Source organism: Nitrosomonas sp., from assembly GCA_016703745.1.
In the GTDB taxonomy this organism is placed as follows: domain Bacteria; phylum Pseudomonadota; class Gammaproteobacteria; order Burkholderiales; family Nitrosomonadaceae; genus Nitrosomonas.
This window is the reverse complement of record JADJBK010000006.1, coordinates 1,069,185-1,094,814: the sequence shown is the minus strand read 5'-3', so window position 1 is coordinate 1,094,814 and position 25,630 is coordinate 1,069,185. Positions and strand designations below refer to the sequence as shown.

25 protein-coding genes, 1 tRNA gene and 2 pseudogenes are annotated in these 25,630 nt (G+C 48.0%); 14 read left to right on the top strand and 14 right to left on the bottom strand.

What is annotated here, in order from left to right; genetic code table 11:
- The first annotated feature begins 17 nt into the window (after nucleotides 1–17).
- From IPG31_06220 to IPG31_06195, 6 genes are all read left to right on the top strand, one after another.
- Nucleotides 18–344 carry a DUF4389 domain-containing protein gene (locus IPG31_06220; protein ID MBK6617966.1) on the top strand — a complete coding sequence of 109 codons (327 nt, stop codon included), beginning with the start codon at nucleotides 18–20 and terminating at the stop codon, nucleotides 342–344.
- A gap of 276 nt (nucleotides 345–620) precedes the next feature.
- Entirely contained in the window at nucleotides 621–833 is a 213-nt protein-coding gene (locus IPG31_06215; protein ID MBK6617965.1) for a 30S ribosomal protein S21, read from the top strand.
- Nucleotides 834–882: 49 nt separating this feature from the next.
- On the top strand, nucleotides 883–1,329 hold the full coding sequence (locus tag IPG31_06210; protein MBK6617964.1) for a GatB/YqeY domain-containing protein: 447 nt from the start codon (nucleotides 883–885) through the stop codon (nucleotides 1,327–1,329).
- 102 nt (nucleotides 1,330–1,431) lie between these two features.
- Nucleotides 1,432–3,198 (top strand): DNA primase, encoded by a 1,767-nt coding sequence (locus IPG31_06205; protein MBK6617963.1) that lies wholly within the window; start codon nucleotides 1,432–1,434, stop codon nucleotides 3,196–3,198.
- A gap of 127 nt (nucleotides 3,199–3,325) precedes the next feature.
- Complete coding sequence (rpoD, locus tag IPG31_06200; protein MBK6617962.1) at nucleotides 3,326–5,530, top strand: RNA polymerase sigma factor RpoD; 2,205 nt, start codon at nucleotides 3,326–3,328, stop codon at nucleotides 5,528–5,530.
- A 116-nt stretch (nucleotides 5,531–5,646) separates the two neighbouring features.
- Nucleotides 5,647–5,723, top strand: a tRNA-Ile gene (locus tag IPG31_06195).
- Nucleotides 5,724–5,767: 44 nt separating this feature from the next.
- On the opposite strand, the gene IPG31_06190 is transcribed toward IPG31_06195, so the two are convergent.
- A complete protein-coding gene (locus IPG31_06190; protein ID MBK6617961.1) occupies nucleotides 5,768–5,944 on the bottom strand; it encodes a hypothetical protein in 177 nt (58 codons plus the stop codon).
- Nucleotides 5,945–6,148: 204 nt separating this feature from the next.
- On the opposite strand from IPG31_06190, the gene IPG31_06185 reads away from it, so the two are divergent.
- Nucleotides 6,149–6,610 (top strand): FKBP-type peptidyl-prolyl cis-trans isomerase, encoded by a 462-nt coding sequence (locus IPG31_06185; protein MBK6617960.1) that lies wholly within the window; start codon nucleotides 6,149–6,151, stop codon nucleotides 6,608–6,610.
- A gap of 11 nt (nucleotides 6,611–6,621) precedes the next feature.
- Here IPG31_06185 and rsgA read toward each other — a convergent pair whose 3' ends face one another.
- From rsgA to IPG31_06170, 3 genes are all read right to left on the bottom strand, one after another.
- A complete protein-coding gene (rsgA, locus tag IPG31_06180) occupies nucleotides 6,622–7,413 on the bottom strand; it encodes a ribosome small subunit-dependent GTPase A (GenBank protein MBK6617959.1) in 792 nt (263 codons plus the stop codon).
- A gap of 116 nt (nucleotides 7,414–7,529) precedes the next feature.
- A complete protein-coding gene (locus tag IPG31_06175) occupies nucleotides 7,530–7,868 on the bottom strand; it encodes a 4a-hydroxytetrahydrobiopterin dehydratase (protein ID MBK6617958.1) in 339 nt (112 codons plus the stop codon).
- Nucleotides 7,865–9,133 (bottom strand): M48 family metallopeptidase, encoded by a 1,269-nt coding sequence (locus tag IPG31_06170; protein ID MBK6617957.1) that lies wholly within the window; start codon nucleotides 9,131–9,133, stop codon nucleotides 7,865–7,867. The genes IPG31_06175 and IPG31_06170 overlap by 4 nt, the downstream gene beginning before the upstream one ends.
- A 133-nt stretch (nucleotides 9,134–9,266) precedes the next feature.
- On the opposite strand from IPG31_06170, the gene orn reads away from it, so the two are divergent.
- Entirely contained in the window at nucleotides 9,267–9,812 is a 546-nt protein-coding gene (orn, locus tag IPG31_06165; protein ID MBK6617956.1) for an oligoribonuclease, read from the top strand.
- 26 nt (nucleotides 9,813–9,838) lie between these two features.
- On the top strand, nucleotides 9,839–12,394 hold the full coding sequence (gene glgP, locus IPG31_06160; GenBank protein ID MBK6617955.1) for an alpha-glucan family phosphorylase: 2,556 nt from the start codon (nucleotides 9,839–9,841) through the stop codon (nucleotides 12,392–12,394).
- A gap of 39 nt (nucleotides 12,395–12,433) precedes the next feature.
- Here the strand turns inward: glgP and IPG31_06155 are convergent, their stop codons facing one another.
- The 8 genes from IPG31_06155 to nadA all read right to left on the bottom strand — a co-directional run bounded on the left by IPG31_06155 (nucleotide 12,434) and on the right by nadA (nucleotide 19,838).
- On the bottom strand, nucleotides 12,434–13,276 hold the full coding sequence (locus IPG31_06155) for a pantoate--beta-alanine ligase (protein ID MBK6617954.1): 843 nt from the start codon (nucleotides 13,274–13,276) through the stop codon (nucleotides 12,434–12,436).
- Nucleotides 13,277–13,293: 17 nt separating this feature from the next.
- Nucleotides 13,294–14,103, bottom strand: a complete 810-nt coding sequence (gene panB / locus IPG31_06150; GenBank protein MBK6617953.1) for a 3-methyl-2-oxobutanoate hydroxymethyltransferase — start codon at nucleotides 14,101–14,103, stop codon at nucleotides 13,294–13,296.
- 7 nt (nucleotides 14,104–14,110) lie between these two features.
- Nucleotides 14,111–14,752: a deoxynucleoside kinase gene (locus IPG31_06145; GenBank protein ID MBK6617952.1), complete on the bottom strand. Its 642-nt coding sequence runs from the start codon at nucleotides 14,750–14,752 to the stop codon at nucleotides 14,111–14,113.
- On the bottom strand, nucleotides 14,749–15,261 hold the full coding sequence (folK, locus tag IPG31_06140) for a 2-amino-4-hydroxy-6-hydroxymethyldihydropteridine diphosphokinase (protein MBK6617951.1): 513 nt from the start codon (nucleotides 15,259–15,261) through the stop codon (nucleotides 14,749–14,751). Before folK ends, IPG31_06145 begins: the two co-directional genes overlap by 4 nt.
- A gap of 4 nt (nucleotides 15,262–15,265) precedes the next feature.
- Nucleotides 15,266–16,636: a polynucleotide adenylyltransferase PcnB gene (gene pcnB, locus IPG31_06135; GenBank protein MBK6617950.1), complete on the bottom strand. Its 1,371-nt coding sequence runs from the start codon at nucleotides 16,634–16,636 to the stop codon at nucleotides 15,266–15,268.
- Between the two features lie 156 nt (nucleotides 16,637–16,792).
- Nucleotides 16,793–17,962 carry a cardiolipin synthase ClsB gene (clsB, locus tag IPG31_06130; GenBank protein ID MBK6617949.1) on the bottom strand — a complete coding sequence of 390 codons (1,170 nt, stop codon included), beginning with the start codon at nucleotides 17,960–17,962 and terminating at the stop codon, nucleotides 16,793–16,795.
- Nucleotides 17,959–18,714, bottom strand: a complete 756-nt coding sequence (locus tag IPG31_06125) for an endonuclease/exonuclease/phosphatase family protein (GenBank protein ID MBK6617948.1) — start codon at nucleotides 18,712–18,714, stop codon at nucleotides 17,959–17,961. Before IPG31_06125 ends, clsB begins: the two co-directional genes overlap by 4 nt.
- Nucleotides 18,715–18,737: 23 nt before the next feature.
- Nucleotides 18,738–19,838 (bottom strand): quinolinate synthase NadA, encoded by a 1,101-nt coding sequence (gene nadA / locus IPG31_06120; GenBank protein MBK6617947.1) that lies wholly within the window; start codon nucleotides 19,836–19,838, stop codon nucleotides 18,738–18,740.
- A 182-nt stretch (nucleotides 19,839–20,020) separates the two neighbouring features.
- Between nadA and IPG31_06115 the strand changes: the two genes are divergently transcribed.
- Entirely contained in the window at nucleotides 20,021–20,254 is a 234-nt protein-coding gene (locus IPG31_06115) for a hypothetical protein (GenBank protein MBK6617946.1), read from the top strand.
- A gap of 90 nt (nucleotides 20,255–20,344) precedes the next feature.
- Here the strand turns inward: IPG31_06115 and IPG31_06110 are convergent, their stop codons facing one another.
- Nucleotides 20,345–21,325 (bottom strand): integron integrase, encoded by a 981-nt coding sequence (locus IPG31_06110; GenBank protein ID MBK6617945.1) that lies wholly within the window; start codon nucleotides 21,323–21,325, stop codon nucleotides 20,345–20,347.
- Between the two features lie 174 nt (nucleotides 21,326–21,499).
- Between IPG31_06110 and IPG31_06105 the strand changes: the two genes are divergently transcribed.
- The 4 genes and pseudogenes from IPG31_06105 (at nucleotide 21,500) to IPG31_06090 (ending at nucleotide 23,925) form a co-directional block, all read left to right on the top strand.
- Nucleotides 21,500–21,913: an SRPBCC domain-containing protein gene (locus IPG31_06105; GenBank protein ID MBK6617944.1), complete on the top strand. Its 414-nt coding sequence runs from the start codon at nucleotides 21,500–21,502 to the stop codon at nucleotides 21,911–21,913.
- 90 nt (nucleotides 21,914–22,003) lie between these two features.
- Nucleotides 22,004–22,985 (top strand): annotated as a pseudogene (locus IPG31_06100) (IS5 family transposase).
- A 195-nt stretch (nucleotides 22,986–23,180) separates the two neighbouring features.
- A complete protein-coding gene (locus IPG31_06095) occupies nucleotides 23,181–23,531 on the top strand; it encodes a GFA family protein (GenBank protein ID MBK6617943.1) in 351 nt (116 codons plus the stop codon).
- A 97-nt stretch (nucleotides 23,532–23,628) separates the two neighbouring features.
- Complete coding sequence (locus IPG31_06090) at nucleotides 23,629–23,925, top strand: IS66 family insertion sequence element accessory protein TnpB (GenBank protein ID MBK6617942.1); 297 nt, start codon at nucleotides 23,629–23,631, stop codon at nucleotides 23,923–23,925.
- 78 nt (nucleotides 23,926–24,003) lie between these two features.
- Here the strand turns inward: IPG31_06090 and IPG31_06085 are convergent.
- Nucleotides 24,004–25,619 (bottom strand): annotated as a pseudogene (locus tag IPG31_06085) (IS66 family transposase).
- Nucleotides 25,620–25,630: the final 11 nt, after the last annotated feature.

The following is a 25,630-nucleotide window of genomic DNA, read 5'->3' as shown; positions in this document are numbered from 1 at the left end:
TTTGTAAGGAAGTAATGATGAAAGAGGAAGTTAAACAAAGGCTACAGGCAAGTGAAACCTGGATACGTGCGCTATTTATGTTGCTCTTCTTTTTTATTCAGGGAGCAGTAAAGTTTCTGGTTATCGCCGTATCTTTATTTCAGTTTGGTGCCATTGCTTTCACGGGTCAGATGAATAAACAGCTGCTTTGGCTGGGTCGTCAGTTGGCGATTTATGAATATCAGATTATTCTTTTTCTGACGTTCAACAGTGAACAGCGACCGTTTCCTTTTTCGACGTGGCCGGGTGACCTGCCGGGGCCGCAGGAAAATAGTAATCGAAATGATCAGTCATCATCGCAATAGACTGAATCTGTCTCTATGTGCTGACTTGCCGCGTGAATAGGTTTGTTAACATCCAGGCAAAAGGCAGGTAATTCAGCTTGCAGATAATCAGGGGATAAACGCTATTCTTCAATAGCTTGTACTTCATTTTTTCTTTGCTGATCGTCACGCTTCGCATAATGATCGATTGGTGGTATATTAGCCAGCTTTCAAAGCCTTGACCAATAAGCAGTGGTCAAGAAATGAAAATCGCTGGGATCCCCCAATTTAAAGAAAGCCGGAAGGAATCATTACTTTATGACAACTGTTAAACTTAAGGAAAACGAACCATTTGAAGTCGCTATGCGGCGCTTTAAACGCACCATTGAAAAAACTGGATTGCTTACAGATTTGCGCGCGCGCGAATTTTATGAAAAACCAACAGCGGTGCGTAAACGCAAACACGCGGCGGCAGTCAAACGGACGTATAAACGATTAAGAAGTCAGATGCTGCCTGAAAAATTATATTGATGTCGTGTTATATATGTAGTGGATTACTGCGCTTGCGCTATCTCCAGTCATGAGTTTAAAACAAAAAATTGCTGATGATATGAAAGCCGCTATGCGCGCAGGGGATAAACAGCGTCGTGATACGCTGCGTTTATTGCAGGCTGGATTAAAACAGCGCGAGGTTGATGAGCGCGTTGAGGTGGATGATGCGGTAGTAATTGCAGTATTGGAAAAGATGCTCAAACAGCGCTTGGAATCTATTAAGCATTACGTGGCGGCTGATCGGAATGATTTGGTGGTGATCGAAGAAGCGGAAATTACAGTGTTGCAGCACTACATGCCACAACCACTGAGCGAGACTGAGCTTGAGGTAATTGTTAAAGATGCTATTGCTGCTATTGAGGATATTTCGCCCGGAAGAATGGGAAAAGTAATGGCATTACTCAAGCCAAAACTGGCAGGTCGTGCCGATATGAGCAAGGTGTCGGCCTTGGTAAAATCACTGATAGTAGACTGAACGGCTCCAATAGTTTTTGAATTAAGCGGGTTCAAAAACAGTCTGTATCCTGTTACTGTGTTTGGGGTAAATCGGGTATTTATGGTTTTCCTTTTCCAATAGATGGTTGCTCAATCGTTTATCCAGGATTTACTGGATCGGGTCGATATCGTTGATGTCATCACTCGTCATCTTCCTCTGAAGAAGAAAGGGGCAAATTTTACTGCCTGCTGCCCATTTCATGATGAAAAAACACCCTCATTTTCTGTCAGTCAATCTAAGCAGTTCTATCATTGTTTTGGATGCGGAAAGCATGGAAATGCTATCGATTTTCTAAGAGAATATAGTGGCTTGAGTTTTGTTGAGGCAGTTGAAGCCATGGCAGCTGACGCAGGTCTGTCACTCCCTCCCCAGGAAGCTGGAAAAATCGCTGAACTTTATGGTAATCAATCTGATGCAGTTTTGCCGTCTGTAAACTGGCATGCTTACATGGAAACTGCTGCAAAATATTATCGTGCGCAACTTAAGCAATCTCCCAAGGCTATCGCTTATTTGCAGAAGCGTGGAATTGTCGGTCGGACTGCAAAGCAATTTGGTATTGGATATGCGCCTGATGGTTGGCAGAATTTAGCTACAGTTTTTGCGGATTATCATTCAGATAGCCTCAGGCATCCTCTAGCCGAAGTCGGATTGGTGATCGCACAGGACGGGAAGAAAATATACGACCGCTTTCGTGACAGAATCATGTTTCCTATTCTCAATCATAAAAGGAAAATCGTGGGATTTGGGGGGCGAGTTCTGGATAATAGCGAACCAAAATACCTTAATTCACCCGAAACCTCTCTTTTTATTAAGAGTCGAGAGCTCTATAACTTGTCATCAGCAAATTTGGCTGCTCGTAAGGCGGGGCGTATTCTTGTTGTTGAAGGTTATCTGGATGTGATCATGCTTACGCAATATGGAATAGAGTATGCCGTCGCAACACTTGGCACTGCTACGACGAGCCTGCATATCCAGAAACTGTTGCGTTACACTGACGAGGTTGTTTTCTGTTTTGATGGGGATAAGGCTGGTTTTAAAGCGGCCTGGCGCGCGCTGGAAACCAGCTTGTCACAGATCAGGGATGGAAAAAACATCAAATTTCTGTTTCTCCCTGATGGGGAAGATCCGGATAGCTATATTCGTCAGTATGGCCGAAGCGAGTTTGAGAATTTGCTTGAACAGGCTACGCCTTTATCGTTGTTTTTATGCAATGAACTGTCTCGTCAGATAAATATGGGAACAGATGAAGGCCGCGCCCAGTTGATACAGCGCGCTGGGCCGTTACTGTCGCAAATCAATGCGCCTGTTTTTGCCTTTATGGTGAAACAGCGTTTGGCAGAGCTTGCGCGCATCGATCAGAGTCAACTGGCTGGATTTCTGAAATCAGATCAAAAAAAGAATATTTCAAGTCGACCTTCTCGCGTTACTCGTCCTTTATCGGTTACACCTTGTCGTCGCCTGATACAAATCCTGTTGCATAATTCAGTCTATGTTAAGAGATTGGATCGGGAACTGCTTGATATGGGAGGCTCAAAAAGTGAGGAAATGAGACTTTTAATTGCCCTGGCAGATTTTTTAAATAAATGGAGTACTGCGAAAAATACTTTCACTAAAGAAGCCGCTATATTGCATTTTGATCAAACCCCTTATCGTGCTCTATTGAGAAGCATCGTTCAGGACACGTTTATTATGGAAGCTGATTGGGATATTGAAGCTGAATTTCTTGGTGGGTTGGCAAAATTACGTGAAATACAGCGCAAACTTAGGATGACAGAATTGCACGCGAAACCGCTCAATCTGCTCACACCCCAGGAAAAACAGGAATTGCAGCGATTGGCTGTCTCCTGAATGTATGTGCTGGCTGTGCAAGTATATCGTAGCCTTGAAAATTTGGTTTAAAGACCAATAATTTGGTTATAATTGAAAACTTTTTTATTCGCTTCATCAGTCATGTTATTCATGGGATCTATTACAAATGACAAAGAAAAAAGCAGCAGCCTCCGTTGAGAAAAATACCGTCAAGAAAAATTCCATACTGGCACCGAAAGCTGATTCCAAAACTGGAGCAAATACCCGGAAAAGGGGGGGTAATATAGAAAATGAGGCGAAAGTAGTCTCTGCTTCTAGAAAGAAAGCTGCGGTTGATAACAACAATACCATGACTTCAGAAGTAGAGTATGTTTTGCAAGTGGATAAAACGCCAGGCCAAACCGATCTTCTTAAAGAATCGGTATCTTCAGAAAAAACCAGAAGTCAAAAAATAATTAAGAATAATTCCTCAAATAAAAAAGTTATCGAAACTGCGAATGACTTGCTGCCTGCCTCGCAGGATGACGATGTCGAAATACGAAGAATGCAGCTGAAAAAGCTGATTGTGCAAGGTAAGGAACGCGGCTATTTGACCTATGCTGAAATTAATGATCATCTGCCGGATGATATGCTTGATGCAGATCAGATAGAAAATGTTGTCAGCATGATCAATGATATGGGCATTACTGTCCATGATGAAGCGCCTGATGCTGAATCGCTGCTTATGTCAGACGCCAGCACCACCGTCACCGATGATGATGTGGTTGAGGAGGCAGAGGCGGCGCTTTCCAGTGTTGATTCCGAATTTGGACGAACCACCGATCCCGTGCGCATGTATATGCGAGAAATGGGTTCTGTCGAGTTGTTGACGCGAGAAAGTGAAATCGAAATTGCTAAGCGTATTGAAGATGGGTTGCGGCACATGATCCAGGCAATTTCGGCTTGTCCGACTATCATTGAAAAAATACTGACACTGGCGACTGATGTGGAGGAAGGTCATTTGCGCGTGGATGAACTGGTCGATGGTTTTCTTGACGACAGCGACGAAGATCTTTTGGCCAAAGATATGTCAGCCGAATCACTGGAAGAGGACTTTGATGATGAAGAAGGTGATGAAGAGAAGCAAATAAAGGCAGAGAATGCCAATTTACTTAAACTGAAAAATGAGGTACTGGAGTGTTTTGCTGTTATACGTGAAGCCTACGATGATATGAAAAAGGTCATTGTCAAAAAGGGCGGTTGCAAGGATAAAGAATACGAATTGCTCCAGGGGAAAATTTCCAGCGAATTGATGGGAATGCGTTTTTCGGCAAAAATGGTCGAAAGGCTGTGTGATACTCAGCGAAATATTGTTAATGATATTCGCAATTGTGAGCGGAAAATTCAGGATTTATGCGTAACACGCGCTGGAATGCCGCGTTCCTACTTCATCAAGACTTTTGTTGGGAACGAAACTAATACAGACTGGATCAACATAGAGATTAATTCAGATAAGCCGCATAGCCAGTCTTTGGAGCACCACCGCCCAACCATCATGGAACAGCAGCAGAAAATGCTGGAAATTCAGAAGCAGGCACGTATTCCTATTAAGGAATTAAAGGAAATCAATCGTCGAATGACTACTGGAGAGGCTAAGGCTCGACGTGCCAAGCGGGAAATGACAGAGGCTAATTTAAGGTTGGTCATTTCGATTGCGAAGAAATATACCAATCGCGGCCTGCAATTCCTCGACCTTATTCAGGAAGGCAATATTGGACTGATGAAGGCCGTTGATAAATTTGAGTATCGTAGGGGTTACAAATTCTCCACCTATGCAACCTGGTGGATAAGGCAAGCAATCACACGATCTATTGCTGATCAGGCTCGTACCATCCGTATTCCTGTGCATATGATTGAAACAATTAATAAAATGAACCGAATCTCTCGGCAAATACTTCAGGAGACTGGACAGGAGCCAGACCCGGCTCTGCTAGCTGAGAAAATGGAAATGCCCGAAGACAAGATACGTAAAATTCTTAAAATTTCGAAAGAACCTATATCGATGGAAACACCTATTGGTGATGATGAAGACTCTCATCTCGGTGATTTTATTGAAGATTCCGCCACGATGGAACCTGGGGACGCAGCGGTTTACACAGGTTTGAGAAATGTTACCAAGGATGTATTGGATTCTCTTACACCAAGAGAGGCCAAGGTACTACGCATGCGCTTCGGAATTGAAATGAATACGGATCACACTCTGGAAGAAGTGGGTAGACAATTTGATGTTACGCGTGAACGCATTCGTCAGATCGAGGCTAAAGCACTCCGTAAATTAAGACATCCGGCAAGATCAGATCGCCTGCGTAGTTTTCTCGATAATAACAACTAATTTTCTAAGTAGATTGTGATAGCAGCGTTGCCAGAAACTGCAGTGATATAATAAGCCGAAATTTTTCATATATTTTTTATATCGCTGGCATGATCAAGAACAACTAGTTTGTAAAGGGGTCTGTAGCTCAGTTGGTTAGAGCAGGGGACTCATAATCCCTTGGTCGTAGGTTCAAGTCCTACCAGACCCACCAATAAAGGCAGGTGCTTATGCAGAATCGCGTCAAGTGCTTTTCTTTTAAAGTGCCAGTGCAGGCTCCGTGTAGCTGGGAGTCTTTCGGGTTTTAATGCTGATCTGCTGCACCAGTGGGATAGTAGCTCGTGTTTCCTCAATTTTTCGTTGCATAGTCTCGCTACGATTGCCTAAATCCGGTAGAATTCTGGGCTTTATTAATAAGCCAAAGAGTGCATTCATACTTGGGCTCCAGAAACCTCAATCAATACGAGCCGAAAGTAATGAAAATAATAAAACCTGCTTGGCTGGAGTGCCCGCTTTTACTTGAACCTGATCAGTGACACATTGCTGGTTTCAGGTCGTGAGATTTATAGGGTTTCGGCCCGCTGTTATAATCGTGCGGGAATATTTGGTACATTGGGTACATTAATTCTTGGGAAAAAGATGAATAAAGTAAAAGTATTGACTGGTTTTGTATTGGCAGCTGGTTTATTATTTTCAGTTAATTTACAGGCTTACAAGGAGCATGCGGCTTCAGCACATGCCGTTTCAGATATGATGACACTAGAAAAGATTGAGGTAAATGTCGGTAATGGTGAGGAGGCGGTTGTGGGTAAAACAGCCAAGGTACATTATACCGGCTGGTTGTATGATGCGGATGCTGAGGATAAGAAGGGTAAAAAATTTGATAGTTCGCATGATCGATCGACCCATTTCTCGTTCTTGCTAGGTTCTGGTCGTGTCATCAAAGGGTGGGATCAAGGAGTGCAGGGGATGAAAGTCGGAGGAAAACGCACTTTGATTATTCCTTCATCCATGGGTTATGGTGCACAGGGTGCGGGAGGAGTGATTCCACCTAATGCAACGCTGGTATTTGATGTGGAGTTGATTGGGCTGGAAAACTGATCCTTACAGCTTTAAGTTTTGTTGCTCACGCTTTCAGCCAGCCTTTGATAACTGGCCATGCGTCTCGGTTCAATATTACCATTACGCATGGCGTCCTTCAGCGCGCATTGGGGTTCGTTGAGATGGCGGCAGTTCCGGAATTGACATTTCCCTAGAAAATTTCGGAAATCGATAAATTCCCATGCCAAAGCAGCTAAATCTATTTGCTGTAATCCAAATTCCTGAAAACCAGGTGAATCGATAAGGTGGCTCACTTTATCCAGGTGGAACAGGCGGGTATGTGTCGTTGTGTGACGACCGCTATCGAGGGCTGTGGAGATATCCGAAATGGACTGGCGTGCATTTGGGATAAGGTTGTTGAGTAACGTAGATTTCCCCATGCCGGATTGACCTGCAAAGAGACTGGTGTGGTTCAATAAATAAGGAATAAGTGGCTGGGCGGATTGTTTTGCGCTGATTGTGATTACTGGGTAACCGAGTTCTCGGTAGAGCTGCAGATACCTCGTGGCTTTTCGTGTGGATTCGACCAAATCAGTTTTATTGAGCAGAATGAGCGGCTGAATTTTCTGATGCTGAGCTGCGATCAGACAACGATCGAGTAGCTCCAGATTAAAACTTGGCTCAGCTGCAAGCACGTATACCAATTGTGTCACATTAGCAGCAATCAGCTTTTCCCGGAAAGCATCGCAGCGATAAAACAAAGTGGTGCGCGGCAGTATAGTCTCAATCACACCTTGATCAACCGCAATAGGCAGGAATTCGACCTGGTCACCGCAGGTGGCGTCATGTTTTTTGCCGCGCATAATGCAGGAATACACCGTGCCTGCTTCTGTTTCGATTTCAAAACGTCGTCCGTATGCAGCCGTTATTTGTCCGGTAGCATACTGTGGGCACACGCTCATACTGGTTTTGAGTGGTCTCAAATTGCCATCAACATATCGATTTTTGCAGCACAGATAAAGTCATTTTCTGACAACCCATTGATGGCATGAGTTGAATAGGTTATTTGACAACGATTGTAGCTGATGACCATATCAGGATGATGATCTTCACGATTTGCTAACCATGCTACTGCATTAACAAAATTCATTGTCTGATAAAAATCTTTGAATACAAATGTCTTGGAGATTTTGTCACCGGATAATTGCCATCCTTCGAGTTCCTTGAGCAGATCGGCAGCCGCCAACGCATTCAAAGCGGGAACTCCGCCTTCGCAAGGCTGGCAGCGGCGCTCATTCAGATTGCAGTTGTCATTCATGCGATAACTTCTGTTGATTGCAAATTATTGAGATGCGCAATGCGAATTGCCGCAGGTGGATGGGAATCATAAAAGGCCGAATGCAGTGGATCAGGCGTCAGTGTAGCTGCATTATCTTGATAAAGCTTGACGAGTGCTTTGATCAGGTCTTTCGCCGAGGCATGTTGAGCGGCATATTCATCCGCTTCAAATTCGTGTTTGCGTGAATACAGACTCGATATTGGCTGCAACAGAAAGGAAAATACCGGCATAATCAGGAAGAATAGTAACAAAGCCATTGCAGTTGATGGAATGACCGCGACAGAAACACCCAGCCCAGTATAAAACCATTCCTGCTGCATCAGATACCCCAGTATCCATAGCAGTAGCAAACTCATAGCAAATGAAAGCACAATACGTTTGAGAACGTGGCGGCGTTTGAAATGACCTAGTTCGTGCGCAAGTACGGCCTCCACTTCGGCAGGTTCCAGGTGATTGAGTAACGTATCAAAGAAAACGATACGCTTGGTTTTACCAAAGCCGGTAAAATACGCATTTCCGTGACTGCTGCGGCGTGAGCCGTCCATCACGAACAAGCCGCTGGATTCAAAGCCGCATTTTTTCAGCAGGCTTTCAACTCGTGATTTGAGTGTGTCATTTTCCAGTGGGGAAAATTTGTTAAATAATGGCGCAATCCAGTTAGGGTAAACTGCCAGTAGCAACAGATTAAAGCCAATCCAGATCAGCCAGGTGTAAAACCACCAGTTTTCGTCGGCCTGTTGCATCAGCCATAAAATACACAGTAACAATGGTGTGCCCAATAGCAAGCCAATTACATAGTGCTTGATCAGGTCGGAAAAAAACATGCCTGACGTCATTTTATTGAAGCCAAAATGTTGCTCGATGACGAAAGTACGATAGTAGCTGAAAGGAATTTCCACCACACTCAATAGTGCAACAGTACTGAGAATAAGCGTCATACCATGCGTCAACGGATCATTGAACCAGTTCAGCCAGAAATTGGAGATAAGCTGTAATCCACCACCAAGGGTAAGCACTAGCAGCAAAACTGCATGCAGTACAATACCCGTATAACTGAAATTCGTCTTGGCGCAGGTATAATCGGCCGCTTTCTGGTGTTCAGCCAGACTGATCTGTGAGGCGAACGCTGTGGGGACTAATTCGCGGTGGGCGATCACATGTTGCTTGTGGCGGGTTGCCAGCCATAACTGGAGCAACGTAGTCAGGCAAAATGCTGATACGAAAAAAAAGGTAAAAGTTGGCATGTGTCTGAAAATCTCGGTCGATTGTGGTAACAAGAATGTATTTGATAAAGAGCAAGTGTCTTGCTAACTTCTGACAAGACCGTTGCCTGTCAATAGGACACGACTCATCCTCTAAAATTCATGGGTATCAATTATGGCACAAGATAGCAAAAACCTTATCTGGATAGATATGGAAATGACCGGACTTAACCCGCAGACTGACCGCATCATAGAAGTGGCGCTGGTTATTACTGATTCTGAATTGAATAAGGTAGCAGAGGCACCTGTGTTAGTCGTGTGGCAATCCGATGATGTGCTGGCAGGAATGGATAAATGGAATCAATCGACCCATACCAAGTCCGGGCTGATCGACAAGGTTAAATCATCAAAACTAACCGAGCAGGAAGTGGAAGCCAGTATGCTGGCTTTTTTGCAGGAATATGTTCCAGCCAGTATCTCACCGATGTGTGGGAATTCTATTTGTCAGGATCGACGTTTCCTCGCACGCCATATGCCAGCATTAGAAGCACATTTTCATTATCGCAATTTGGATATCAGCACACTCAAGGAGCTAGCCAAGCGCTGGAAACCGCAGATTGTTTCTGGATTCAATAAGGAAAGCAAGCATGAGGCGCTGGCAGATATTTATGAATCAATCGAAGAGCTCAAGTACTATCGCCTGTATTTGCTTAATCTTTGAGCTTGTCAATCATTGGAGATAACCTGATGTCAAAACGAACAACCTATGCATTAACTGTCAATCCCAGAGTGCCTGAGCGCCTGGTTCGCCTGAATGAGCTGGCATACAATCTCTGGTATAGCTGGGATCGTGCGACTCGCGCACTCTTTTCCAGACTGGATGCGCGGCTTTGGGAAGCGGTTGGACATAATCCCAAGGCTTTTCTTAAACGGGTAGATGAGTCGTTGCTGATCGCTGCGGCTGAAGACTCCACTTTTCTCAGTAATTACAACAGCGTGTTGTCCGCTTTTGATTCTTATCACTCAGAACCGGCGCGCCGTCAGACTATCCAGGGAATTGGCCCCCGCGATCAAATCGCTTATTTCTGCTTTGAATTTGGTTTTCATGAGAGCTTGCCGGTGTATTCCGGTGGATTGGGTATTCTGGCCGGAGATCATTGCAAAGCGGCAAGCGATCTTTGCCTGCCTTTTGTTGCGGTTGGTCTGTTATATCGGCAAGGTTACTTCTTTCAGACCATTGATGGACAGGGTAATCAACAGGCAACCTATACCGATTGGAATTTTGATGATTTACCAGTCATTCCTGTATTACAGGAGGACGGAACCGAGGTCAGGGTGTCGGTCAATTTTCCGGGTAGAGAGGTCGTGATCAAGATATGGCGAGCCCAGATAGGTCATGCACCTCTATATCTGCTGGATACAGATATTCCTGAAAACTCACAGCACGATCGCTTGATTACTCACCAATTATATGGTGGAGATAGAGCCATGCGAATTGAGCAGGAGCTCATTTTAGGCGTGGGTGGAGTGGAAGCTTTAAAAGCAATGAATATCAAACCGACAGTTTGGCATAGCAACGAGGGCCATGCGGCTTTCATGATGCTGGCACGTACGCGAGATCTGGTGCGTGAAGGACTGGATTTTCAAAGCGCGCTCGAAGCCGTTGCGGTTAAAACAGTATTTACCACGCACACTGCGGTACCAGCCGGACATGATCACTTTCCCGAAGGGATGATGCAGCAATATTTTGAAAGTTTTTATCGCGAATTAGGCATCACCCGCGAAATATTTATGGCACTCGGACATACGGCAGGCAATCATGATTTCAATATGACTGCACTGGCGATTCGTATGTCGCGCATGCATAACGGTGTCAGCAGGATACACGGTGGAGTATCTTCCCAGATTTGCCGTGAATTGTGGCCGCAGATTGAGCCGGAGGAGAATCCGGTTGATTACATTACCAACGGCGTGCATGTTCCCACTTTCCTCGCGCAGGAGTGGATGGATCTGTTTGATCGTCAGTTAGGACCCGAATGGCGCAACAAATTATGTGATCACGAATTCTGGGGATCTATTGAGAATATACCGGATCATGTTTTTTGGAGTATTCGCCAGACTTTGAAGTCGCAAATGTTTTATGGCATTCGTGCGCGTCTGACCGAGCAGAATATTCGTAATCATGGTTCTGATGCCCATCTCGATCGGCTGCTCAAATTCGCTGATCCGATCAATCCCAATGTACTGACCCTTGGATTTGCCCGCCGCTTTGCTACCTACAAGCGCGCGACCCTGTTGTTTGAAAATCTGGATTGGCTACGGGAAATTCTGCTTGACCCGGAGCGACCCGTATTGCTGATTTTTGCAGGTAAGGCGCATCCTGCTGATCAACCGGGGCAGGCATTAATTCGGCGTGTCAGCGAAGTGGCAGCGATGCCAGAATTTGAGGGACGTATTCTGCTGGTTGAGGGTTATGATTTGCGGCTGGCGCGACGCTTGGTTGCCGGTGTCGACGTGTGGTTGAATAGTCCGATTTATCCGCTGGAAGCGAGTGGCACATCAGGTATGAAAGCGGGTATCAATGGCACGCTTAATCTGAGCATTCTTGATGGATGGTGGGGAGAGGGGTTTGACGGTTCCAATGGCTGGGGAATCAAGCCAGTGGCGCAAGATATCGACCCGAAGCTGCGTGATGTGGAAGAGAGTCGTTCGTTTTATGAAATGCTTCAGGATCAGGTTATTCCGCTTTATTACGATCGCGGTAAATCTGGATATTCCACTGGCTGGGTGAAGAAAGCGAAGCATTCAATGGTTACTTTACTGCCACGCTACGGTGCTAGGCGTATGGTTGGTGAATATATACAAAAATTTTATGTCCCCGCCAGTGAGCAAGGTCTGCGCTATGCGAATGATGGCCACGTAGTGGCAAAAGCGGTGGCCAGTTGGAAAACCAAAATACTTTCTGCCTGGGATGGCGTCAGCATTCGTCGGCTGGATGTGCCAGATCAGCAATTGCCTTTTGGTGATCCTATTCACTTCAAGGTGGCTGTGCGGTTAAATGGTCTACAGCCAGAGGATGTGTTCGTGGAATTGCTGATTTCGCGTCAGTACAGCCAGACCAGGCTGGATCGATTTGAACATTTTCGTTTCAAATGTACTGGCAAGCTTGGTGCGGAAGAGCATCAGTTTGAATTAACGCATGCGCCGGTGCTATGTGGCAGGCAGCAGTATTATCTACGGGTCTATCCTTACCATTCCATGCTGGTACATCCACTGGAAATGGGGATGATGCTGTGGGTCTGAACTGATAATCTGAAGCAGATCAGCTGTTGCTGTTTATTTTTATTTGATAGTCGGCAGACTGAGTTCAATATTATCTATCAGTCTGGTTTGACCCAGTCTGGCCGCACCCAGAATGACCAGATTCCTGTCATCTGGGGTTGCTGGTAATAGAGTGGGTTGGTTGCAGATCGCAAGATAGTCATTTTGCCAGCCGTGTGCAGTCAGTGTTTGTGATGCCTGCTGTAGTAGTGTATTGAAACTGCGTTCCCCGTTGACAATGTGATCTCTGATCTGTGCAAGGACGGCAGCGAGGCGGCTGGCCTCCTGTCGTTCAACGGTATCGAGGTATCGATTGCGTGAACTGAGCGCGAGACCATCTTCGGCCCGAATGGTATCACCTGCAATGATACCAATTGGCAGATTCAGCTGTTCAGCCATCTGGCGAACCAGCTGTAATTGCTGATAATCTTTTTTACCAAAGACCGCTATCTGTGGCTGCGTGATGTTAAACAGCTTAAGTACGACAGTCATTACGCCATGGAAGAAACCGGGTCGAAAAGCGCCTTCGAGAGTGTCCGCCATGGCAGGCAATGTCAGGCGAAATTGCTGTGAAACGGGGTAGAGAATTTGTTCATCCGGCATGAAAACAACTTTTGTGCCCATTTCCTGCAGCAGACGACAGTCTTCTGTTTCGGTGCGTGGATAGCGGTCAAAATCTTCATGAGGCAGAAATTGCAGGCGATTGACGAAAATACTGACGACCGTACAGTCTGCATGCTGCTGTGCCAGTCGCACCAGTGAAAGATGTCCGGCGTGTAAATTTCCCATGGTGGGAACCAGCGCAATCGATGTTTCAGCCTGTAGCCGTGCACGCAGGTCAGTGATCGAGGTAATGATTTCCATCGGGTATGTTGATGTGGCTAGAAAGTATGCTCGCTTGCAGGAAACGTTCCTGATCTGACTGCCTGGACATAAACTTCAACTGCCGTGTGGATGGAATGCGTGTCCTGCATGAAATTTCTGACGAAACGGGGTAGTTTGCCTGAGTAGATGCCAAGCATGTCATGCAATACCAGAACCTGTCCACTACAGTTTCTTCCGGCACCAATGCCGATAGTCGGAATGGAGAGCTGTTGAGTGATGTCGCCAGCGAGAGCAGCGGGCATCATCTCCATTACCAGCATGGCGGCCCCCGCTTCCTGCAGAGCCATGGCATCTTCGCGCAGTCGCTGTGCATCTTCCCATTTTTTCCCCTGTAGTTTATAGCCCCCTAATTGATGCAGGGACTGCGGTGTCAGGCCAATGTGCGCGCATACCGGAATTCCCCGATCGGTGAGAAATTGGACTGTTTCTGCCATATGACGTCCTCCTTCGATCTTGACCATCTGTGCGCCTGCCGCAAGCAGTCGTGCCGCATGCGTGAAAGTTTCCTGGGGAGAGACCTGAAACGTGCCAAAAGGCATATCGGCGAGGATAAATACGTTGCGAGTACCACGTACCACACATGTCGTGTGGTAGAGCATGTCATCGAGCGAGACCGACAGGGTGTCGGGTTTGCCTTGAATGACATTACCAAGCGAATCTCCAACCAGCAGAATGTCAATACCGGCTTTTTCCAGCATTTTTGCAAAGGTTGCATCGTAGCAAGTCAGGACAGCAATTTTTTCACCAGCCTGGTATTTCTGCTGCAGGTAATCGCGGGTATGGCGTCGGTCACATGTTTCATCCATGGTGACATTACTCATTGATGTTGAAATATTCGCGCGCACTGCGCATCTGTTCAATACGGGTGAGCAGCAGATCGAGATCCGCTTCACGATGGGCAAAATCCAGATGTTCACTATTGATAATCATTACTGGCGCCTGGTTGTAGGTATGAAAAAAGCGCAGATAGCGTTCAGTCAACCGCCACAAGTAATCTTCAGATAAACCTTTTTCCATCGAGACGCCACGTTGTCTGATGCGCTTGATCAGGATTTCCGGGGTGGCCTGCAGGTAAATGACCAGATCGGGCGTGGATAGGTCAGGATTGAGACGTTCTCGAATTTTCTGGTAAAGCTCGCGCTCAATCTCGCTCAGTGTCACATCAGCAAATATCTGATCTTTCTCGGGCAGGAAATCACTGACAATGGCCAATCCTTTTTCCTGTTGCAATCGCATGGCATCGAGTTGTTCGAGACGTTGAAATAAAAAATAGAGTTGTGTGGAAAGCGCATGCCGTGGCATATCACTATAGAAATTCTGTAGAAAAGGATTGGTTTGTGGTTGCTCCAGCAATAAGCTGCAATTAAGCCGGTTAGCAATGTTGTGCGCCAGACTGGTTTTTCCGGTACCAATGGCGCCTTCGATGACGATATAGCCATAATGCTTGATATTCATGATGGGATGATGCGCTCCAGTAATTGATTCGTACAGGCAGTCAGGCAATCTGCGGCGGTGCCCTGTCCAGGAATACAGGTATCACCTGCAATTTCCAGCAGGGGGTGGAGCACAAAAGCGCGTTCATGCATGCGTGGATGCGGCAAAATCAGCTCTGCATCGCTACATTGTAGATTCTCAAATAGCAGGATATCCAGATCGAGAGTGCGCGGTGCGTTCCGGCAAGTACGCACGCGACCACAGGCATGTTCAATTGCTAGCAGACTCATTAGAAGATTATGTGGGGTGAGGCGTGTCTCCACCTGGATGACCGCGTTGATAAAATCCGGCTGGTCGATCTTGCCGACAGGCGCACTACGGTAGAGTGATGAACGCTTTACAAGCCGCGTGTATTCAAGTGCACCGAGCAATTGCATGCCGCGTTCAACTTGTGCTATCGGATTTTCAAGATTACTGCCCAGCGCGATAAAAACCTGCGTGGCAGCTTCGGGTAACAGAATAGTTGACATAGTACTACTGGGAAATTATGGTCTTTTCATCCGGGACATCCTTGCGTTTGCTGCGGCGTTTCCTGCGTCGTTTGGGGGCGGTTTCCGTTTCCAGCATGCTTTCCCGCGCAGTATGATCGGCATCTTTGAATGTGTGCCACCATTGTGCAATTTCTGGTTCGATTTCGCCACTTTTGCAACGTAACAGCATGAAATCATAAGCAGCGCGAAAATAAGGTTGTTCCAGCAGGCGAAATGGTTTGCGTCCGGCGCGTGCGTGAAATCTGGACTGCATCGACCAGATGGCGCAGATCATGCCATCATGCCGTCGTGGAATAGCCAGTCTGGCGCGTTGCGTGGATAAAACTTCCGCCATGGTCTGGTGGAATGCGGGAATCGAAGCTTCACCCGCATGGGTTTTCGCTTGCCAGGTAGCCAGAACTTCATGCCACAACAATGCAGCAAACAGAAAACCGACCGAAGCAGGCTGATTTTGCTGGACACGTTCATCCGTATTTCGTAGTGTCAGCGTAATGAAATGTTCCCCCAGTGGTTGCTCCAGTATGACATCAAGCATCGGCAACAGCCCGTGGTGCAGGCCACGTATGCGTAAATCAAGCGCTCCCGCAAGGGCATGACCTGAAAACAGCAATTTCAGCATTTCATCGAATAAACGTGCAGGCGGTACATTTCTCAGCAATGGCGCCAGATCTCCGATGGGCGCAGCGGTACGATCATCGATCTGAATACCAAGCTTGGCAGCGAGGCGTACCGCTCGTAATATCCGTACCGGGTCCTCGCGAAAACGCTGTTCCGGATTCCCGATAATCGACAGGCGTTTTGACTTAATATCTTCAAAACCATTAAGATAATCAATGATTTCCTCGGTTTTTGGATCATAGAATAGTGCGTTGATAGTAAAGTCGCGCCGCATGACATCTTCTTCCTGACTACCAAAAATATTGTCATGTAGCAATCGTCCATCGGCATCAGTCTGCGCGCCTGCGAGGTGTGGCTGGGCAAGATCATGGCTGGTGTTGCCACGAAAAGTTGACACTTCCACAGTTTCATTGTGGCTGATAACGTGAACCAGGCGGAAGCGGCGGCCGATGATGCGGGAGCGGCGAAACAGTCTGCGCACTTCTTCCGGGGTGGCGTTTGTTGCAATGTCATAATCCTTGGGTTTTAATCCAAGCAACAGATCACGTACCGCCCCTCCAACGACATAAGCAGCAAATCCCGCTTGCTGCAATGTTTGTGTGACCTGCAGAGAACCGCGACTGATATGGTTGCGGGAAACGTTGTGTTCAGCAAATGTAATGGCACGAAATTTTTTTCGGGAGGGGGGTGTGTCAGTATCTGAAGAAAAAATACGGCGCAGAAATTTACGAATCATGCCTTAGGATTAACAAAGTGATTTTTTTCGGTGCTTTGAATAGATTGGCGGTGCGATTAACAAAACGCCCTGATTATACACGTGGTAACCAGGTTGTTTTTCCGGGTACTTCTAAATTTAGGGGTATCTCTCTGTCAGCATCAACAAAACGTGGTGCTATAACTTATAGTCTTCACGCGTGTAACCCAGCATACCCTGTGCGATCCTGACAAAATAATAGCAAAGCCAGTTGATTATACGTGCGAGCCGGGAGCGTTTTCTCCAGCTATAGCGTAATACAGGGCAGGATTGCTTCATGCCTTGCAGCAGACTGTCGCGCAATTGCAGGGCAAATTTGTGATCATCAATGATGACATTGGCTTCCCGGGCCAACAGCAGGCTGAATGGGTCGATGTTAGATGAACCCACTGTAGCCCAGCGCTGGTCAATTACGGCAACTTTGGCATGCAGATAGCCGTGGCGGTATTCATAAATGTGAACACCCGCCGTCAGTAGATTGCCATATAGCGCGCGGGTGGCGAGGCGTTGCAAGAGATGCTCTGTTTTGCCCTGTAACAGTAACACTACCCGGACACCCCGCTGCGCTGCCTGTATCAGGGCATGGCGAAAATTGATACCAGGCAGAAAATAGGCATTTGCAATCAGAATCTCTTTATTGGCGGATTCGATGGCCTGCAGATAGCAGTGCTCAATATCGCGCCGGTTGCGCAAATTATTCCTGATCACAAAAGCAGCTCGTTGTTCACCAACGGGGTATTGCGGTACGGTAACTGGCGCATAATTTGTCCAGCGCCTTTTGAAGTGAGCCCAGGCAACCATCGTCCAGAGGTGTCTTGCGGCGGTGTGAATCGATTGTAGCAGTGGTCCCTGAATTTCGACTGCATAGTCGAATTGTGGCAGAGTGACATCCGGTCCGGAAAAATCTTCGATTATATTAATTCCCCCAATAAACGCGACCCTGGCGTCCATAATGGCCAGCTTGCGGTGCAAGCGCCGCAGTCGTAACCGTTTAAATCTAAATGAGAATGCCTCCTGTCGATAGATTAAGAGCTGTAAATCTTTTGCCAGCAATTCCTGGATTCTTGCTGTTGGGAAATTTTGTGAACCAAAGCCATCGATCAGCACATGCACCGCCACTCCACGCCCGGCTGCGCGTACCAGTGCCGCAGTAATGCGCTGTCCTACAGCGTCATTTTCAAAAATATAGGTTTCAAGAAAAATTTCCTGTGTCGCCTGATCGATGGCGCTTTCCAGCGCCTGGAAATATTCGGCATCTGTGCACAATAACCTGAGTTGATTACCTTCAACGAAATCAGGCGCACTCATCGGCGCACAATGTTGGCGGACAATGCTGCATGGTCAGAGATACCTGACCAGAGGCGGTTGTGTAGAACCCGCGCGTGTTTTACTTCAAAACCTCTGATATAGATTCTATCCAGGCGCAGCAACGGCAGAAAAGAAGGAAAGCTGCGCGCACTTTTTCCATGGGTATGCCGAAAAACTTCCGTGAGTTTCAGGCGATCACACAAAAGTGGATTTGCCGTGCCACGCCAGTCATTGAAATCACCTGCGACAACCAAAGGTGCATTAGCGGGTACGAGTTGTCGAATACGCTCTTCTATTGCCTGAAGTTGTTGCCCCCGTCCGCGCTTGAATAGCCCTAAATGTACACAAATACAGTGCAGTGATACTTCCCATCCCGGAATGGTAATTTCGCAATGGAGTAATCCACGACTTTCAAAACGGTGGGCGGAAATATCTTCATTTTCCCAGCGCAGGATGGGAAAGCGGCTGAGGATGGCGTTTCCATGATGACCATGATCATAGACGGCGTTCTTGCCATAAGCGTAATCCGGCCAGATGGTATCGGCCAGAAATTCATACTGCGAACTTTCCGGCCAGTTCATGAAGCGGGCGGCAAGGCGAGAGTGTTCACCAATAACTTCCTGCAGAAAGATAATGTCCACGCCGAGGCCGCGCAGCCGGTTACGCAGTTCGTGCAGCATTACGCGCTGGTTGAAGCAGGATAACCCCTTGTGTATATTGTAAGTAGCGATATGCAGGGTTCGATTGGGCATGGATGGTGTACACGCAGACTCAATTACTTTGAAACATCCAGCATACGTTCCAGCGTTAATTTAGCTGGCTGTACTTCGCGATCGGGCACCTTGATCTGGTTGACTATTTGCCCTTGGGCCAGATTTTCCAGTGTCCAGGCCAGGTGCTGCGGATCAATACGAGCCATGGTTGAGCACATGCACACCATGGGAGACATGAATTGGATAATTTTTCCATCCACTTTGAATTCTTCTGCAATACGTCCGACCAGATTCAGTTCAGTCCCAACCAGCCAGCGGGTACCTGGTTTGGCATCTCTAATGGTGTTGATGATATATTCAGTTGAGCCAACATAATCCGATGCGCTGCAGACCTCGAAACTGCATTCCGGGTGAGAAATCACCAGACCATCCGGGTGTTGATTGCGAAAGCGCAGAATATGCTGGGGCTGGAACATCTGATGCACGGAGCAATGCCCTTTCCATAGCAGAATTTTGGCTTTTCTGATCTGCTCAGGTGATAGACCACCCATGGGCTGGTCAAAGTCCCAAACACACATCTCTTCCAGAGGAAGTGCCATCTTGTGACCGCTCCAGCGCCCCAGGTGTTGATCCGGGAAAAATAACACTTTTTCACGGCGGTTAAATGACCACTGCAGGATTTTTACGGCATTGCTGGAAGTACACACGATGCCGCCGTGTTTGCCACAAAAAGCTTTGAGGCTTGCGCTGGAATTGATATAAGTGACTGGTGTGACCATGTCATCCGGGTTAAGTACCTCACCCAATTCTCGCCAGGCGCGTTCGACCTTGCCAAGGTCAGCCATATCCGCCATGGAGCAACCCGCTGACAGATCCGGCAAAATGGAGATCTGTTTTGGGCCAGACAGAATATCAGCCACCTCTGCCATAAAATGCACTCCACAAAATACCAGGTAATCCGCATCCGTCTGTGCTGCCTGAAAAGAAAGTTTCAGCGAGTCGCCAGTAAGATCGGCGTGCCGATAAACATCTGCGCGTTGATAGTGATGCGCCAGAATGACCGCCCGTTTACCGAGCATTTTTTTGGCCGCAATGATGCGCTCAGCGCATATTTCATCCTGCAGCAATTCATATTCTTCAAAATTCTTGGCATTCACTTGCATGATCGGTCCAGTTTGAGTTTATAAAGTTGCAACTGTTTATCGTATTCTTCTTTTAGCTATTCTACAAAATAAAATCAGATAGCTTTTCGGAGAAGCACAAGGAAGGTATTCCGAAAACCGAACATTATTTTTTTCTAAAAGTAGACGGGGCGCACTTATTGCTAAAATGATAGTGAGTTATTTTGGCTTATGGTGAAGTCAACTTTGAAGCCCAATATTGGGTTTCAATATTAATGTTTCCTGCCGAGCTGAAGATACGAAAGTATGCTGAGTTGATAAACCCGGCATCTTCGGAGATTGCCGGGTTTCCGCTATCGTTTCAACCCGGCCTGCGAGCCAGGAATTTAAGCCAGATGGCGGATGCCTTGCCTTTAGTTGTGGAGTTGTTTCGCATGCTTGCAACAGCAGAAGAGTAATTCCAAAAAAATAATGCTAACTTGATTCATAACGGCGCTATTTACATTACTTGATTTCATCAATCAGCGCCTCACTTAAACAAATACCCTTCACCTATCCAACGGACTGATCACACCTTTTCCGCCTTTATTCAGCACATGGGTGTAGATCATTGTGGTGGAGACATCCGAGTGGCCAAGCAATTCCTGCACGGTGCGGATGTCATAACCCGCTTGCAGCAAATGTGTGGCGAATGAATGACGCAAGATATGCGGCGTAACAGGTTTGGCAATCTCTGCCAGTTTTGCCGCCTCGCGCACGGCACGCTGCACGCTGGCTTCATGCAAATGATGACGGCGCTCCACCCCCGAACGCGGATCAACCGAGCGCACCACGGACGGAAACACAAATTGCCAACCCCAGGTACGTGCCGCTTTGGGGTATTTTCGCGCCAGCGCATCGGGTAAATACACTTCACCCAATCCTGCCTCAAGGTCGCGCTCATGCAGCGCCTTTACCTTTTCCAGATGCGCCTTCAATGGCAAAATCAAATTCTCCGGCAACACTGTCACTCGATCTTTGTTGCCCTTGCCCTCACGCACGATAATCTCGCGCCGCTCAAACTCTACATCTTTAACCCTCAGCCGCAACCCCTCCAACAAGCGCATTCCCGTGCCATACAACAAACTTGCCACCAGCCCCATTGTTCCCGATGTCGCGTTCAATAAGCGACGAGTCTCAGCCGGTGTCAGCACCACAGGCAATCGCCTGACAGACTTTGCCGCAATCACTTCATCCAGCCAGGGCAGCTCAATGCTCAGCACATTACGGTACAAAAACAGCAATGCTGATTTGGCCTGATTCTGCGTCGAGGCCGATACATTACGCTCAACGGCGAGGTGGTTCAAAAAATCCCGTACCTGTTCCGCACCCATATCTTTGGGATGTTTTTTGTCATGATACAAAATAAATCGTCGCGCCCAATCTACGTAGGTTTCTTCAGTACGAATACTATAGTGGCGCACCCGTATTTCGGCACGTAACCGATCGAGTAATTTTGGAGGAATCAGAGAAACAGCTTGAGCATCCATCCGTAGAATTTTAGGCTGTCCTAAAATTAAAGTCCAGCCAAATAAGTAACTGATGCCATGAAAATAGTAATGAGTTTATGTTGCTTGACAATACTTGTGGATATAGGCAGCATTGCTGGCCTATGAGAATGTTTTCTATATTACGTTAGCTGTCAGATCAGACTTGGAGGCTGCATGAAGATCAAAGTAGCAACGACGGTACAAGCTCCAATTGGCCAAGTCTGGGATGCCTACACCAATCCCGCAGACATCTGCATTTGGAATGCGGCGTCGGATGACTGGCACACCACTAAGGCTGAAGTCGATCTTCGTGATGGGGGCAGGTTCTGTTCGAGGATGGAAGCGAAAGATGGGAGCTTTGGCTTCGACTTCGAGGGCACCTACACCAAGGTGATAACCAATCAAGCAATCCAGTACGAGTTCGGCGGCCGTGATGCCGCTGTAACTTTCAACGAGAGCCCTGAGGGCGTGGAAGTCGCCGTCACATTCGACAGCGAGGAATCGCACTCGGTAGAGCAGCAGCGAGAAGGCTGGCAGGCGATCTTGAACAATTTCAAGTGGCATGTCGAAGCGCGGGCCAAGGCCTGACAGCTAAGGAACCTCTGATTAATTCCCCGCAAGTAATATAATTCTGCATCAAACTTTTTCGAGAAGCTATTCATGAAACCTTACCAACAGATGAGTTTTGCTGATGCCGAATACGCCAATAAGGGCAAAGTCACGCGCCGCGAGAAGTTTCTCGATCAACTTGACGGGTTATTGCCTTGGCAGGCTATGATTGATGTTATTGAACCACACTATGCGCCAGGCAATGGGCGTGGCCGCAAACCATTTGCCTTGGAATTGATGCTGCGCGCGCATGTTGCGCAAATTATCTACAACTATTCCGATCCGGGCATGGAAGATGCGCTGTATGAGATTGAATCACTGCGCCGTTTTTGCGGCATTCGTCTGGAAGCCGTGCCGGATGAAAGCACCATTTTGCAATTTCGGCATTTACTGGAAAAACACGGGTTAATGGATCAGATCTTCCAGGTCATCAACCAAACGCTGGGTGAGCGTGGGTTGTTCTTGAAAGCCGGCACCATCGTCGATGCCAGCCTGATTGCCGCGCCGACTTCAACCAAAAATAAGAGCCGGTCGCGTGATCCAGAAATGCATTCCAGCAAAAAGGACAATCAATGGTTTTTCGGCAGCAAGTTTCATATCGGCGTCGATCATGAAACCGGGTTGGTGCATACGCTCAAAAGTAACCTCGGGGCATGTCAGCGACGTTGCCGAAGCCGCCGCCCTGCTGCATGGCGAGGAACAGTTTGTTCATGGCGATGCCGGATATCAGGGGCTGGATAAACGCCCGGAGATGCCGGCGGAAAGCCCTCCAGCCTGCGTGATCGCGATGCGTCCGGGCAAACTGGCCAGGCTCACGAAAGACGATTCCGGGGCGGCTCAACTACTGCGCGGTGCCGCCCGTGAGCTGGCGAAACGCCGCGCCAAAGTCGAACACGTGTTTCGGGATATCAAAATCCGCTTTGGGTATGCTAAAAATCGCTATCGCGGCCTGGCCAAAAATGCGGCCCGTTTGACCTTCCTGACAGCCATTGCCAACGTCATCCGTGGTGATGCTTATGAACGTCGATGTCTTGTTGCGTCTGAAATTTGAAAACAAGCCAGTAAATGAGCTTGTTTCCAGAGAGGAACGGCTGTTTTCATAAAAATCAGCGTCACTATTTGAAGTAGTGGTCAGTTTTTGAGTGACTGCCGTTCAGAATGTTTGTTTTTCAGAGGTTCCCTAACGATTCGTTCAAGCCGACTCCGCTGCGCGGCGCGGCTTAACTCAGGCGTTAGAAAGCAAAAGATGATTACTGGCAGTTGCCTCTGTGGCGCAATCAAATACGAAATTACTAACCCGCTCCAGTTTGCGCGTAACTGCCATTGCTCTATGTGCAGAAAGGCAACGGGTGCCGCTTTCGCCACATGGGCATATGTTGAGGTCAGTAACTTCAGATGGGTTCAAGGTGAAGAGCAACTTGGCCAATATCAGTCATCCCCGGAAATCGTACGAACCTTTTGTAAGGTGTGTGGCTCCACAATGCAGTATGTGTCCAAGCAAGCGTTTCAAGATGCCTTCGGTTTGGCGTTGGGTACGGTAGACTATCTCGCGTCAATTATCTTGGCCGCTTTGACGACAATTATGATGGCCGGTTGAGTTTATTAGCTACTTCGTAACCGTCCAACGCTCCCATCTACGCAATCACAATTTTCTGGATTATTCTCCTCTGCATTACCTTACAGGAGGATAAGCCATGGCATTACAGGATGATAAGCAAAAGCATATCAGCAACTGGCAGGCGAGCGGTTTGTCGCAGGCAGCCTATTGTCGGGCGCGGGGGTTGAATGCGAAGACGTTTGGGAATTGGTTGCGCGCTCACCGGCGCGGGCGCGATGATATCAAGCTGCCAGCCTTGATTCCGGTTGCGATCAAGCCGACAGCAGCGTCAGTAGAAGTATTGCAGCTTCGCTGTCGCGGTACGCATGTGCTGGAATTACCACTGAGCGTTTCCCCGCGATGGTTGGGAGAATTGCTGTCATGTCTGGGTTGATTGCGCACGCGGGTAAAATCTGGCTGGCGGTCGATCCGGTGGATATGCGTCGCGGCAGTAACCGTCCAACGCTCCCATCTATCTTTCCTGCTGTTTAAGTGATTGAATGAACGCTGGTGTAAGTGGCAGCAATTCATCGATGCGGTTATTGGGCCAGGTCGGTAGTCTGGCGAGGGTGTCTGCAAGCCATGCGGCGGGATCGAGTTTGTTGAGTTGCGCGGTACCGAACAAGGTTTGAATGGCAGCGGCGCGTTGACCGGCACGTTCCGATCCGGTGAATAGCCAATTCTTTTGCCGATTGCGATCGGGCGGATGGTGTTCTCCACCGGGTTGTTGTCGATCGGAAGAGAGCCGGTTTGTGCGTAGCGGATGAGACCTGGCCAGCGTCTGAGGGTATAGTCGAGTGCTTTGGCGGAGCCGCCGCCATTTGCGGTCTGGCTACGGGTTTGCATCAGCCAGTCATGCAATGCATGCAGTGCGGGCAGGCTTCTGTCTGCCCGCAGTTGCAGACGATCTTCGATGCTCAGGTCTTTGCCTTCTGCTTCGATTGCGTATAAGACGCTGATGCGCTGTATCGCTGCCAATGCCATCGTGCTGGCATTGGCCTGGTACAGGTCAAAGAATTTGCGTCGCGCATGCGCCCAGCACGCCAATTCGACGCAAGGCGATGTGGCTGTGGAAAAAAGTGCTTTATACCCAGCATAGTCATCGACCATCAGGTGTCCTTGCCAATTTTGCAGAAAGTGCCGCGCATGCTGACCGCTACGGCCAGCTTGATAGTCGAAGACGATGATACGCGGCCCGGGTTCAAGGTCATTGCTGCGGTAGGCCCACAGGTAAGCTTTACGGGTTTTGCCACGACCGGGTTCCAATTGTGCAACTGGTGTCAACACAACTGGTGTTTCATCGGCATGCAGCGTGTTGCCCTGCAGTAGATGCCAGGTTAGGCGATCGACCAATGGTTGCAGGGCTACGCCGGTACGGCCTACCCATTCGGCCAGGGTGGAACGGGGCAGCGTGACCTGGTCACGGGCAGCAATCTGCTCCAGGCGATAAAGTGGCAGGTGATTCAGGTATTTGTTTGTCATCACCCAGGCAAGCAGGCCCGGGGCGGCCATGCCGCCATCGATGACTGCCGGTGGCACGGGTTCTGCCGTGATGGTTTCACAGGATTTGCAGGCGTACTGTGGGCGAATGTGGCGATGAACGAAGAATCTGGCGGGTTCCACGTCAAGCTGCTCGGTGATGTCTTCTCTGATATTAGTCAGATCGCAACCGCATCGGTCACATTGGCAGGATGCGGGTTCATGCCGGTGTTCGATGCGCGGCAGGTGATCTGGCAGCGGCTGACGACCGGCGCGGGTACGCGGCACTTTGGTGGCATTGGGGGTTGGTGTGCTGTTGATCTGTTCGATTTCAGCCTCAATGGCCGTGATATCGGTCAGCGCCGATTCTTCAAACAAAGAAAGCTGCCTGGGTGACAAGGCAGACAACGCTTCATTTTTCCTGCCAAATCGGATACGGCGCAGATGCGCCAATTCCAGGGTGAGCGCCTGAATCTTGAGTTCCAGCGCATAAACTGTCTGCTGTGTTTGCTGGGTCAGATCAAGCTGAAATGCCTGAACCAGATTGACCACCTGTTGTTTGGTGGCCGTATCGAGGTTGAGTTGATCCAGTTGCGCCAGTGAATTCATGAGATGAATTA